General features: G+C 42.5%; 10 protein-coding genes and 3 pseudogenes. 4 read left to right on the top strand and 9 right to left on the bottom strand.

Annotation, left to right across the window (positions count from 1 at the left end; genetic code table 11):
• Positions 1-156: 156 nt before the first annotated feature.
• The 3 genes from SD31_RS20980 to SD31_RS11395 all read right to left on the bottom strand — a co-directional run bounded on the left by SD31_RS20980 (position 157) and on the right by SD31_RS11395 (position 2,156).
• A complete protein-coding gene (locus SD31_RS20980) occupies positions 157-420 on the bottom strand; it encodes a hypothetical protein (RefSeq protein WP_316929863.1) in 264 nt (87 codons plus the stop codon).
• Positions 389-1,714 carry a SulP family inorganic anion transporter gene (locus SD31_RS11400; RefSeq protein ID WP_316929862.1) on the bottom strand — a complete coding sequence of 442 codons (1,326 nt, stop codon included), beginning with the start codon at positions 1,712-1,714 and terminating at the stop codon, positions 389-391. Before SD31_RS11400 ends, SD31_RS20980 begins: the two co-directional genes overlap by 32 nt.
• 100 nt (positions 1,715-1,814) lie before the next feature.
• Positions 1,815-2,156: a hypothetical protein gene (locus SD31_RS11395; protein ID WP_156138336.1), complete on the bottom strand. Its 342-nt coding sequence runs from the start codon at positions 2,154-2,156 to the stop codon at positions 1,815-1,817.
• Between the two features lie 210 nt (positions 2,157-2,366).
• Between SD31_RS11395 and SD31_RS21370 the strand changes: the two are divergent.
• The 3 genes and pseudogenes from SD31_RS21370 (at position 2,367) to SD31_RS11380 (ending at position 5,247) form a co-directional block, all read left to right on the top strand.
• Positions 2,367-3,913: pseudogene (locus tag SD31_RS21370) on the top strand (helicase HerA-like domain-containing protein).
• Between the two features lie 31 nt (positions 3,914-3,944).
• Positions 3,945-4,856 carry an NDP-sugar synthase gene (locus SD31_RS11385; protein WP_039054210.1) on the top strand — a complete coding sequence of 304 codons (912 nt, stop codon included), beginning with the start codon at positions 3,945-3,947 and terminating at the stop codon, positions 4,854-4,856.
• A 172-nt stretch (positions 4,857-5,028) separates the two neighbouring features.
• Entirely contained in the window at positions 5,029-5,247 is a 219-nt protein-coding gene (locus tag SD31_RS11380) for a hypothetical protein (RefSeq protein WP_039054209.1), read from the top strand.
• 123 nt (positions 5,248-5,370) lie between these two features.
• Here the strand turns inward: SD31_RS11380 and dnaK are convergent.
• The 6 genes and pseudogenes from dnaK to SD31_RS11355 form a co-directional block, all read right to left on the bottom strand.
• Positions 5,371-7,286, bottom strand: a pseudogene (gene dnaK / locus SD31_RS11375) (molecular chaperone DnaK).
• A 144-nt stretch (positions 7,287-7,430) separates the two neighbouring features.
• Complete coding sequence (locus tag SD31_RS15530) at positions 7,431-8,351, bottom strand: GLPGLI family protein (protein ID WP_052258992.1); 921 nt, start codon at positions 8,349-8,351, stop codon at positions 7,431-7,433.
• Positions 8,344-9,099 carry an outer membrane beta-barrel protein gene (locus tag SD31_RS11365; RefSeq protein ID WP_039054208.1) on the bottom strand — a complete coding sequence of 252 codons (756 nt, stop codon included), beginning with the start codon at positions 9,097-9,099 and terminating at the stop codon, positions 8,344-8,346. Before SD31_RS11365 ends, SD31_RS15530 begins: the two co-directional genes overlap by 8 nt.
• A pseudogene (locus SD31_RS21365) lies at positions 9,100-9,210 on the bottom strand (hypothetical protein); the annotation flags it as partial.
• A 38-nt stretch (positions 9,211-9,248) separates the two neighbouring features.
• A complete protein-coding gene (locus SD31_RS11360) occupies positions 9,249-10,466 on the bottom strand; it encodes a hypothetical protein (RefSeq protein WP_156138335.1) in 1,218 nt (405 codons plus the stop codon).
• Entirely contained in the window at positions 10,376-11,041 is a 666-nt protein-coding gene (locus SD31_RS11355) for a carboxypeptidase regulatory-like domain-containing protein (RefSeq protein ID WP_082021933.1), read from the bottom strand. Before SD31_RS11355 ends, SD31_RS11360 begins: the two co-directional genes overlap by 91 nt.
• Positions 11,042-11,228: 187 nt before the next feature.
• Between SD31_RS11355 and SD31_RS11350 the strand changes: the two genes are divergently transcribed.
• Positions 11,229-11,621, top strand: coding sequence for a thioredoxin family protein (locus tag SD31_RS11350; RefSeq protein WP_052258991.1), 393 nt, complete (start codon positions 11,229-11,231; stop codon positions 11,619-11,621).
• Positions 11,622-11,694 lie beyond the last annotated feature (73 nt).

Below are 11,694 nucleotides of genomic sequence, written 5' to 3'. Positions count from 1 at the left end.
TACGAACTCCATCCATTCTCTGTTTCCATCCAAAATTTTTTTTCAAATTACCTTAATTACTTAAATTCATTTTAATTAATCATGTGTGACTGATTTTGAGTCCTCTCAAATGCGAGGCAAGTTACTGCTTTTTGATTTATTTATTTGTGTTATTTTTTACTTAAATTTACTTTCTTGAAGGCGTCTGTTGCGGCTTGTGCGCACTACTTTCCTTTTACTTGTCACCTCCTGAAGCTGGATGTTGAGCCCCTTGCTGAGAGCATTCTGTTCAAAATCTTTCAGCACCTCTATAACATCCTTATCTATAAATTTACTTTTTTCTCCGTTGATGACCACGCGGTTTACCGTTTTAGGTAGGTTGTACAACCTTTTCTTTATGGGTACCTTGTTAAGGAAGGATACCTCTTCGGCGAGGGTCAATATCCGCTGTGTTTTCGTCTTTAATTTCGAAGTTGTACGCATTCTGCATGTTGGCCTTCAATATATAGAAGGTAGCGACCAGAAGCCCTATACCTACTCCCATGAGCAGGTCTGTCATCACTATAGCCAAGATTGTCGCCGCAAAAGGAATAAACTGGTCCAACCCTCTGCGGAACATCTGGCGAAATAGTGCTGGCTTAGCCAACTTATATCCTGTATGAAGCAGGATAGCGGCCAAACAAGCCAACGGTATCATGTTAATGAGTTGTGGTATTGCTAGTAAAGCTACCAGTAGCCAGACGCCGTGTAACATGGCTGACTGACGGGTACGTCCTCCGGCATTGACGTTGGCTGAGGACCTTACGATTACGGAAGTCATCGGTAGCCCTCCCAAAAAGCCGGAAGTCATATTTCCTATCCCTTGGGCTATAAGTTCCCGGTTTGTCGGGGAGTTACGCTTGAAGGGGTCCAGCTTGTCTACAGCTTCCAGACTTAATAGTGTCTCTAAGCTGGCGATGATGGCAAGAGTGAAAGCTATTACCCATACCTCCTTTTCCAGGATATAGGTAAAGTCTGGAAAAATCAACAAGCTTGTAAGCTCCGTCAAGGAAGAGAGGGTAGGTATAGACACATAGTGTGCCGGCATCAGTGCCAATGACGTATATTGAAAAAGAAGAGCCAGACCTACGCCTAGCAACACAGCAGCCAAAGGTGCAGGTACCTTGTTGAGGTAGCGGAAGCGTGGCCAAAATATTAAGGTCAGAAGCGACAGGAGACAGATGATGGTAGCTCCCCAGTGAATCTGTGCGAGGAAAGCTGTGAGAAAAGGCTGTGTCGCTTCGGTTTCTCCTGTATTTCCGAAAGCTAGGGGAAGTTGCTTTAGGATAATGGTAATGCCTATTGCGGCCAACATCCCCAATATTACTGAGGAAGGGAAATAGTTGCCTATCATCCCTGCCTTGACTAACCCCAGCAAAAACTGTATTAAGCCGGCAAGAACCACCGCCAGCAGAAATATCTCATAGCTGCCTAATTTTTCTATAGCACCAAAGACAATGACGGTAAGTCCGGCGGCCGGGCCGCTAACACTTAATGGAGAGCCGGAAATCGCACCCACCACCAATCCTCCTATCACTCCGGTCAAGACGCCTGCAAACAATGGTGCTCCAGAAGCCATCGCTATACCCAAACAAAGTGGAAGTGCAACAAGGAATACAACAATGGATGCAGGAAAATCATATTTTAAATCTCTTTTCGATAATTTCAGAAAAGCAGATACACGTGTTCCTAACATAATAATTAATTATATCTAATGAATGAATAGATTAAACAATAAGAAATCCTTTAGATTAATTATTTCAATTAATCGAGATAAGAAATGACGATATAATCAATTAACAATTAGGAGGAGGGGTAGGCACGGAAGGATGATGGCTGCAGATTAACTTTTCGTTTTTGACGTAATGCTTTTGACTGTCGGTGTAAGTGACAATAGGATTCAAGCTCATGTCAAAAGCGTCCGGCTTGAATACCTTAACCCCATGTTCGTGAAGATCTTCATTGTTGGTGTTGGTACTTTTTGCTGTGAGTTCTATTTCCAGCTGCATGACCACTTGAAGTATGGTGCCTTTGTCCACCACATCCATAAACATAGGGGTAGCCGAGATAAGCATCTTAGAAAAGAAAACAAAGAAGCATAGCTTCGCCGCTAATATCCTCTTAGATTTATTAAACATTTCTATAGGGCCTATCTTCATATACAAACAAAAATATAACAAGTACGCAAAAAAAACAATAGAAAGTTGTGTTTTGTTACGAAAAAACAACAGTTTGTAATATAAAATTTGGAATTGTAGTTTTTAGTGATAAAAATAACCCTATCGCAAGGTAGGGGATTTCGGTATTGCATTTAATATTTTTAAATTAGGTTCGTAAAATTTAATTCTATGAAAGAAGCATTTATTGAGCGCATAACGACTTCTTATAATCCTAAGGGTGACTTTATCCAACTGGGATCGGGGATTCTGGAAGGGGAGGTGGTTACGGAGGCCCAAGTAAAGCTGGCCTTGAAGATGATGAACCGTCACGGCTTGATTGCCGGAGCCACCGGAACAGGAAAGACCAGGACCCTGCAGCTTATCGCTGAGCAACTGTCAGACAAAGGAGTTCCTGTATTTATGTTGGATGTGAAGGGAGACCTGTCCGGATTGGCTGAAGAAGGGACAACCAACGACGCTCTTATAGAGCGAGGCAATGCCGTAGGAATCCCTTTTGTGCCGACAAGCTTCCCAATAGAAATATTTTCCCTAACAGGAAAATTAGGAGCACCAATGCGTCTTACTGTAGAGGATTTCGGCCCCGTAATGTTGTCTCGTATTTTAGATCTGAATGATACGCAATCCGGCGTGTTGAGTGTGTTATTCAAGTATGCGCAAGATAATTCGCTTCCTTTAGTAGATTTTGACGACCTGAAAAAACTTCTATCGTATCTGGCTGACGGACCGGGAGCGACGGAGATTAAGGAAGATTATGGTAAAATCAGCTCCGCCAGCTCCGGAGCTATCCTCCGTAAGATAGTAGCCATAGAACAGCAGGGCGTAGCCATATCTTCGGAGAAAAAGAATTCGATATTCAGGATCTTTTTGGTAAAGTAGACGGCAGAGGCGTGATCACCTTGCTAAACATTTCCGACATACAGGACCAGCCGGTGTTATATTCTACTTTCCTTTTAAGTTTGTTGGCGCAGCTGTTCAAAAAACTTCCTGAAGTGGGAGACCTGGATAAACCTAAGCTTGTGTTTTTCTTGGATGAAGCCCATCTTCTTTTCAACGGAGCTTCCAAAGCTTTCCTCGCACAGATTGAGCAGATTGTACGGCTGATACGTTCTAAAGGGGTAGGCGTATTTTTCTGTACGCAGGCAGCGACAGACATTTCGGAAAGTGTGTTAAGTCAGTTGGGGAACCGCGTTCAGCATGCACTGCGGGCATTTACACCCAACGATGCGGAAAACCTGAAAAAGACCGTAAAGACTTATCCTACCTCGCAGTTTTACGAAATAGACAAGGTGCTGACCTCTCTTGGTACGGGGCAGGCTTTGATAACGGTATTGAATGATAAGGGTATTCCTACGGAGGTCGTGGCCACGCATCTTGTTCCTGCAAGAGCTGTGATGGGGCCTTGCAGTAGCCAAACTTACGAGCAGATCACGAAGACTTCGGAATTCTATACCAAGTACCAAGAGCGTATAGAGCGTAGGACGGCAGCAGAAATTCTAGAAGAGCGGGAGGCAGCCGCATTGGCCAAGGAGGCGCAGGAAAAAGCCAAGCAGGAAGCTGCCAAACAAACATCGCGCAGCCGGACTTCTACATCGCGTCGTCAGACCCCTCTAGAAGCAGCGCAGACCCAGGCAAGCCGAACGTTAGCCCGTGAAGGTGTTAAGTTGTTGAGTAGAATTGCCACGGGAATCTTAAATTCTTTCTTTAAAAAGAAATAGTATATTTGCGGACAATATTTATAATCAAAATATGAAGAGACCTACTTTATTAGTTCTTGCGGCGGGTATGGCGAGCCGCTATGGATCGCTAAAACAAGTTGACAGCTTTGGACCTCACGGTGAGACTATAATCGACTACTCTATATACGATGCCATACGTGCCGGTTTTGGAAAAGTTGTATTCATCATTCGTAAAGAATTCGAAGATGTAATGCGTTCAAAATTCGACGAAAAATTGAAGGGAAAAATCGAGGTAGACTATGCTTTCCAAGATTTTGATCTTACCAAATTCGGCATAGATAAAGTTATTGAAAGAACAAAACCTTGGGGTACTGCCCATGCCGTGATGAGCGCTAAAGATAAAATCAATGAGCCTTTTTGTGTGATTAATGCCGATGACTTTTATGGCGCTGACGCATTCGAAAAGATGGCCAAATTCTTAAATGAAGAGGTTAAAGACAGCCATATGGCTCTGATGGGCTTTGAAATAGGCAATACCATGTCCGATTATGGCTATGTATCACGCGGCGTGTGTGAAGTAAGTCCAGAGGGAAATATGGAGTCCGTAACCGAACGTACCAATATCTATTATAAAGGAGAAGGTGAAAACCGTAAAATCGTGTTCAACGAGAATGACGTAGAATACGATTTAGATCCTAAGACCCGCGTGTCTATGAATTTCTGGGGATTTACACCACGTATCTTTGATATCTGTATGGAATTGTTCCCAACCTTTGTAGAAGAGAATGCCGATAATCCAAAGGCTGAATTCTTTATACCTTCCATTCCGGACTATATGGTGAAACATGGGCTAGCCGATTTTAAAGTTATTCCTACTTCGTCGAAATGGTTTGGAGTAACTTATCCGGAAGACAAGCCTATCGTACAAGAGAATATTACTGCTTTAATTGCTCAAGGAGTATATCCTGACAAATTGTTTTAATGAATAACCCAAGCAAAGATATGAGGGCACAAATTATTTTGTGCCCTTTTTGTTTAATGCTGATTTTCACGGATTAGCAGAAAATTACATGGTTTTGTAGCAATACTTTTATGTGTAAGGCTTTGATTATGAATGACTTTGTTGTATTTTTAATGCGTTAAATTTAATCACTATGAATCTGTTCAGTCTACTTGGTCGCAGCCTACGCATGTTGATAGCCGTAGCTCTGTTGTATTCTTTCATTATGCAGATCCAAGGCAATGTGTTGGAAACTAATCTTTTAAATGTGGCCCATAAAATAGAGGGAGAATTAAAGTTAGATATAGCTCAGCAGTATGGTGTGAAGCTTATCTATTCGAAAAATAAAATTCAGTTGGAATTGAAAGCATAAGCCTTCGTCGGTTTAATTTGGATACAGTTATACTTGCGATTCCCGTTTATAGATTTATTCAATGTCTTAGAAAATAAAAAGCCCCCTAGATTACTCTTAGGGGGCTTTTTTATGCTGAGAAGATTATTTTACTTCTTCGAATTCTACGTCTTGCACATCATCACCTCCTTGGTTGTTGCCTTGTTGAGCTTGACCGTCGGTGTTTTGTGCCTGCTGAGCGCCTCCTGTTGCGGCGTACATCTCTTCAGAAGCTGCGTTCCAAGCGTTTTGAAGCTCGGTAGTAGCAGTGTCGATGTCGGCAAAGTTGCGTGCAGCGTGTGCGTGCAGCATGTGCTGATTTCAATTTTTGAAGGTCCGGCTTCGATAGCAGATTTTTTATCAGCAGAAAGTTTGTCACCATACTCTTTCAATTGTTTTTCAGTGGAGAAGATTAGGGCATCTGCTGTATTCAGTTTGTCTGCTTCTTCTTTCATTTTTCTGTCGGCCTCAGCATTTGCTTCAGCTTCGCGTTTCATCTTTTCGATTTCTTCCTGAGAAAGACCGGAAGAAGCTTCGATGCGGATATTTTGCTCTTTGCCTGTGGCTTTATCTTTTGCAGATACTTTTAGAATACCGTTTGCATCGATGTCGAAAGTAACTTCAATTTGAGGTACACCACGTGGTGCCGGTGGAATATCTGTCAATTGGAAACGACCTAAGGTACGGTTTTGTGCGGCCATAGGACGCTCACCTTGTAATACGTGGATTTCTACCGAAGGTTGGTTGTCCGTAGCTGTAGAGAAGATTTCCGACTTTCTTGTAGGAATGGTAGTGTTGGCTTCAATCAATTTGGTGAACACCCCACCCATAGTTTCTATACCTAAAGAAAGAGGAGTAACGTCTAACAACAATACGTCTTTTACTTCTCCTGTCAACACACCACCTTGGATAGCGGCACCCAATGCTACCACCTCGTCAGGGTTAACGCTCTTCGAAGGCTCTTTGCCGAAGAAATCTTTAACGGCCTGTTGGATGGCTGGGATACGTGTAGAACCACCTACCAAGATTACTTCATCGATATCTGCCGTAGTGAATCCTGCATTTTTCAAGGCTGTACGGCATGGCTCGATAGTACGTTTTACCAAGTCAGCTACCAACGTTTCGAATTTAGCGCGTGACAAGGTGCGTACTAAGTGTTTAGGACCTGTAGCGTCAGCGGTGATATATGGTAAGTTGATTTCGGTAGATGTCGAGCTTGAAAGTTCGATTTTTGCTTTTTCGGCTGCCTCTTTAAGGCGTTGTAAAGCCATAGGATCTTGTTTCAAGTCGATGCTGTATTCTGCTTTGAACTCGTCGTTCAACCAGTTGATGATAGCATTGTCGAAGTCGTCACCACCTAAATGTGTATCACCGTCAGTAGCTTTAACTTCAAATACGCCGTCACCTAACTCCAATACTGAAACATCGTGTGTACCCCCACCACAGTCGAATACGACAATCTTCATGTCTTTGTTGGCCTTGTCAAGACCGTAGGCCAATGCAGCCGCAGTAGGTTCATTGATGATACGTTCTACTTTGAGACCGGCGATTTCTCCAGCCTCTTTAGTAGCTTGGCGCTGTGCGTCATTGAAGTAAGCCGGAACAGTGATTACGGCACGTGTCACTTCCTGACCAAGATAATCTTCGGCAGTTTTCTTCATTTTTTGAAGAATCATGGCCGAAATTTCTTGTGGTGTATATTTGCGGTCATCAATTTCCACACGTGGAGTATTGTTGTCGCCTTTAACAACTTTGTAAGGAACGTGAGGGATCTCTTTTTGCGCTTCGTCAAAAGAAGTTCCCATGAAACGTTTGATAGAATAGATTGTTTTATGCGGATTTGTGATCGCTTGACGTTTTGCCGGATCACCTACTTTACGCTCACCACCTTCTACAAATGCTACGATGGAAGGAGTCGTGCGTTTACCCTCGTTGTTTGCGATAACTACGGGCTCGTTACCCTCCATTACAGCAACACATGAGTTCGTAGTTCCTAAGTCGATACCTATAATTTTAGACATATTTTGAATATTGTTTATTTACTAACTTTTAATTTGATAACAATATATCAACCTTGTGCCAACAACACATATCGTTCAAAAATGAAATAAAAACACTCAAACTGTCTTAAAAATGTCAGGCCTTAGTGACAAATTGTCTTTTTGTTAATAAATAAGCTGTTCTTGAACCTGTCTTTTGCTGGAATTACTGTCACGTCCGCGTTGGTAAAATCTGCCAAAAGATTTTAAAAAGTCATCGAAGGTAATGGTCGTACTCTTTTTGTTTTTCCAGTCAGCGGGTACGGTATTGTTAGTATATTCCACTTTAGTGGCCCAATACTGAATATGCATTTCGGGGATGGCGAGGCCGAGAATCATGCCCGGCAGTCCGCTGGTGAAGGCAGGTCCGGCAGATACAGGGATTTCATCAGTGAAGAAGGCTACCAAATACAGGGAGTCGGCAGTGGCGCCGTTAGCTCTTCGGCATTCAAAGCCTGCGATGTTTCGGTATTCATCGGTGAAACGCCAAGTAATTTGGTTTATGGTATCGGTGATGATGTAATTTTCATCCACCTCAATCTGTAAGTTGGTCGTTTTCTTCTTCAGGTCTTGAAACATGACTTTCGTTGCATTATTGGGACGGCTGCCTGACATCCCTATACGCGTTTCACCTTGTAATCTGGCCCTTTCTCCGCCTCGGGCTGTCACCGTGCCACCACGGGGAGCCCCGGCAACAGTGTTGCCTCTTCTTCCTACCATGCCTGCACCTGCTATAGCTCTATTGCCTGCACGAGCTCCTTCGGAAGCATTTTCTGCACTTGGGTCCGTTACCAGTAAGGTGCTGTTCTCATCAAAATACAGGAGTAGCTTCTGCGTGGTAGACTCCGGCATATTGTCGGTGTTGAACATACCACGTCCGAAACCACCGTTAGGTGAATTTTGAGCAGCACTTTTAAGTCGTGCTTTGATGTAAGTAATTTTGTCGAAATATATGCGGCCCCGTGTTCCGAAATAGCTGTACTGAGCCTGTGTGCTTAAGGTGGAAACACACAAAAACAGCAGCACCAATATCTTAATCTTATTCATTTTTCTTTTTACCTAAATTTTTGTTGAAATCCCATTTTAAACCGAAAAGAATATAACGTGTCAGCATGAGCTGTGTGGATTCCGAATATTCTGTTTCTGATACACTTCGGTTTGTGGTATTATACGTGTTGAAAATGTCGAAAGCCTTTATCGAAACTACGAGGCTCTCATTTTTCAGCAGTTTCTTGCTGAGTTCCACATTTGCGTAGAACTGCTGTATGCTTTCTTTGTAAAGCTTGGTCGGCCCTTCCAAATTGTAATGTATGTTTGCCGATACGTTGAATTTCTTTGGAAAGAAATAGCGCAAGTAGGAAGAACCTCCTGTGATGAGGTTGGTGGAATTCAAATTCCTTTGAAGGCTGTTGCGCTGGTTGTTGACAGTAACTCTCCAGCTGAAATCATAATCTAACCCGGAAGAGTTCTGTTCGTTGAAGCTAATGCCAGTGAAGAGGGAAGCGTTTTGTGTGTTGTTGAGCTCGTATTGACCTTGGATAGGACTTCCCGGCTCTTGATATCTGGTATAGCTAAAGCCGTTGTTGTAGTTTACTCCTGAGGAGATGTTGAACTGAACTATTTGTTGGAACAGCGGCAAGCTGTAGTTGGTATTCAGGTTGGCGTTCCAGGACGATTTGCCTGAGACATTGACATAGGTGCTGATAGTTACCGAATCTGTAACGGTCCGTTTGTTGACAATAGGATTGCTTTTTATGTTGATGCTGGAGTTTATGTTCCAGCTGGTACCTTTCATCAGACTGATTGTATTGTAGTTGATATTAAATCCATTGTTGACAGCTCTTTTTAGATCAGGATTACCTTCTTGGATAAAGATGGCAGAGGTCTGCGGCTGTAGCGGCTGCAGTTGGTTGAACGAAGGTATATCAAAATTTTGTTGATAGTTTAACGATTATGATTTTTTCGGTTTGATATCTTATAATTTCCGGAAAGATTCAGGTTGTTATCCCAGAAGTTTCTGCTGAGGTCGATATCTCTGTAAGAGTCTGTTAGTTTCTGGCTGCGGTAGTTGGTTCGGTTTGACAGGGATACGCTTACTTTTTCAGCGTTGAAATTAAGATTTGCCAAAAGGGTATTATTACTACTCTTGTTGATTTGGTTTTGCGAGTATTGCAAGTCCAGTTCATCATTGTTTGCCAGCTTGTTGAAGGCGTCCACCTTGTTTTTATCGTGGCGGAATCCTAGGTTGTAGCCTAGAGAATAGTTCAGATTTTGGTTGATTCTATTGGAGAAATGTATCTGGGAGTTGAAATTATAGTTGCGGGAGTCAGAAAGCCGATTTTGATCCACGATAGTTTCTTTATCTTCTTTATGTAGATAGGTGCGTTGGAAGACATCGCTCTGTTGGTTAGATTCGTCGAATTTATTACTTAGAAGAAGGTTTAAAGCCTGTCCTTCTTTGAGTCTTCGTCTGTAGTTTATGCTTATTTCGCTCGATTGGCTGTCTCCGGTGCTGTTGTTTTCACTTCTGTAATCGCGGATGGAATCCACACTGTTGTTGATCATATAATTTTCTGAGGCACTCCAACTAGAGGACTGCGATTTTCTGGCGTTGAAATGGACATCCATGTTGGATTTGGTGTTCGGACGAAATCGGAATATAGATCTGAAAGAGTGACCTTGATTGTTGTTGGAATTTTGAGATAGGCTGTTTGTTTCCTGTACTTCCTCGCTAGAGATGATTTCTTTGTTGTATCTTTCTCTCTCGTTTCTGTTGCTGGCATCATTGAAGTTATAGTTAGCATTGACGTTCAGTTTCTTTTGAAAGAACTGGTTTTCGTAGTTTGCGCCAACGGAGGTGTTGCGTGGTTCTCCCGTGATCTGGCTGTTCATGCGCAGACTACCTTCTCTTCCTCCGGCATTCGCACCCATATTGTTGGTATTGGCGGTAAGTCCTATACGTTCGGTTCGATTGAATTTGGCAGCAAACAGGTTTGCGGTGTAGAGTTCTTCTGTGCCTAAGTGTCCTTCTATATTGCCAAACAACCCTACGCGGGCTTCTTCTTTGAGTACTACATTGACAGTTTGAAAGCGCTGTCCATCATCAATACCGGTAAGCTCTGACTCCTCGGACTTTCGTTCGTACACCTGTACTTTGTCCACGGCATCTGCCTGATGTTGCGTATTGCGATTTTAGGGTCGTAGCCGAAAAATTCTTCCCCGTCAATCAACACTTTGGAAACGGTCTTTCCATGCGCCGTAATGTCGCCACTGGCCGACACTGTCAGTCCCGGCAGGCGGCGTAGCAGATCTTCTAGTTTGGCATTTTTCTCCGTTTCAAAACTTGCTGCATCATATTCTATGGTGTCACCCTTCAGTCGAATAGGGATTTTGGCTTTCACGACTACCTCCTCTATCAGATGGGCGCGTGAACTTAACAATATGGGCTTAAGGTTGAGGTTTTTATCCAGTTCTATGGGTTGGGAATATACTTCAAATTTAGGATAGGAGACGATAAGGAGATAATCCGCTGGCTTGATTCCTTTGAACTCGAAGTTTCCGTCTTCATTGGCTCTAACAAAATATTGAAGGATAGAATCCTGATTAAGGAGTACGATGGTAGCATTGGTTAAAGGCTTACTGTCGTCTCTATTAAGAACTTTACCCGTAAGATTGGCTTGAGCAAAACAGGTAATGGTCAATAGGCAGGAAGTAATTAACGTAACAAAAAATTTCATTCAGGTTTGATGTTAGTAACAAACATCAAAGTTAGATAGTGTAAAGGAAAAAAGGTTTAAATGAAGATGCAACAATATCATGACGGAAGATATGTTTTATTAATGTATTTTTGCTGCGCATCAACTTAGAAATGTTGATGCCGAAAAGGGTCTTTGACCTAGCGACACGTTAACTCAATTTACAAGCATGACATTTGAAAATTATATCCGTCATTTCGAAGAGATCGTAAATCATCCAGAGAAGTTTCCTCTATATCAAGATGAGAATTATTACAACTACGTAAAGTTGAATTGGTCAAGGACCAACCGTTGGTTAAAGAAGTTTGTTCCTTCCGATGAAGTTAAGCAAGCTATAGCTGATATTAAGGAGCCACAGCAATGGATTTTGATTACCGAGCCATGGTGTGGGGACGCTGCCCATTCTGTTCCACAGATTTACAACATGGTGAAGGATAATGCTAATATCGCGTTGGATATCCAGCTGCGTGATGAAGAACCATTTTTGATTAACAGCTATCTTACTAATGGAGGGAAATCCATTCCTAAGTTGGTCATCCGCAATAGTAAGGGAGAATATTAGCGGTGTGGGGCSGCGTCCGGACAAACTACAGCATATGTTTTTAGAATTGAAAGAAAAGAATGTCTTCCATGGA

The sequence above is a fragment of the Sphingobacterium sp. T2 genome, assembly GCF_000814685.1.
Classification (GTDB): Bacteria; Bacteroidota; Bacteroidia; order Sphingobacteriales; family Sphingobacteriaceae; genus Sphingobacterium; species Sphingobacterium thermophilum.
This window is presented reverse-complemented; position numbering and strand designations above follow the sequence as displayed.

Bases quoted from the DNA above. Each gene is read 5' to 3' on its own strand.
- SD31_RS11400 (WP_316929862.1), bottom strand. From the start codon at position 1,714: ATGTTAGGAACACGTGTATCTGCTTTTCTGAAATTATCGAAAAGAGAT.
- SD31_RS11395 (WP_156138336.1), bottom strand. From the start codon at position 2,156: ATGTTTAATAAATCTAAGAGGATATTAGCGGCGAAGCTATGCTTCTTT.
- SD31_RS11385 (WP_039054210.1), top strand. From the start codon at position 3,945: ATGAAGAGACCTACTTTATTAGTTCTTGCGGCGGGTATGGCGAGCCGC.
- SD31_RS11380 (WP_039054209.1), top strand. From the start codon at position 5,029: ATGAATCTGTTCAGTCTACTTGGTCGCAGCCTACGCATGTTGATAGCC.
- SD31_RS15530 (WP_052258992.1), bottom strand. From the start codon at position 8,351: ATGAATAAGATTAAGATATTGGTGCTGCTGTTTTTGTGTGTTTCCACC.
- SD31_RS11365 (WP_039054208.1), bottom strand. From the start codon at position 9,099: ATGAAAGGTACCAGCTGGAACATAAACTCCAGCATCAACATAAAAAGC.
- SD31_RS11355 (WP_082021933.1), bottom strand. From the start codon at position 11,041: ATGAAATTTTTTGTTACGTTAATTACTTCCTGCCTATTGACCATTACC.
- SD31_RS11350 (WP_052258991.1), top strand. From the start codon at position 11,229: ATGACATTTGAAAATTATATCCGTCATTTCGAAGAGATCGTAAATCAT.